This is a genomic window from Thalassolituus sp. UBA6592 (genome assembly GCF_002433655.1).
Classification (GTDB): domain Bacteria; phylum Pseudomonadota; class Gammaproteobacteria; order Pseudomonadales; family Oceanobacteraceae; genus Venatoribacter.
Genome location: NZ_DJIO01000082.1, coordinates 1 through 554, shown reverse-complemented (window position 1 = coordinate 554; position 554 = coordinate 1). Strand labels below are relative to the sequence as shown.

The window sequence follows — 554 nt, the reverse complement described above, 5'->3', positions numbered from 1 at the left end:
TGCATCGACAAAGAGTGCATTGACCGTCTGGTTTAAGACGCTCTGGCAAAATGGCAGCTGGTGGTCTGCGGCGGCACTGTTGCTGTACGCCGGTGGCTTTTCCTTTGCCTACCGTGAGCTGACCGCTGCGACCGGTGCTCTGCTGCTGTTCGGAGCGGTGCAGGCAACCATGATCGCATGGGGTTTATGGCAAGGTGAGCGGCCGAACCGTATTCAGCTGCTGGGTCTGATCTCCGGGCTGGCCGGTGTCGTCTGGCTGCTGCTGCCGGGGGTTTCTGCGCCGGATCCATTGGCCGCCGTACTTATGCTGGCAGCAGGTATCAGCTGGGGTATGTATTCCCTGCGTGGTAAAGGCAGTAAAGCGCCTGTCGCCAGCACAGGTGCGAATTTTATTCGTGGCAGTCTGCTGGCGCTTCCGCTGGGTGCACTGCTCATGCTTATTCCCGGTGCGATGGAGTTTCATCCTGACTCAGCTGCAGGCGTTGGTTATGCGCTGGTCTCCGGCGTGCTTGCCTCGGGTGCCGGTTATGCTCTGTGGTACAGCGTTTTGCTAT

General features: G+C 59.2%; 1 pseudogene. It reads left to right on the top strand.

From position 1 onward, the window contains the following. Nucleotides 1-19: 19 nt before the first annotated feature. Nucleotides 20-554 (top strand): annotated as a pseudogene (locus B2Z72_RS08105) (EamA family transporter); the annotation flags it as partial.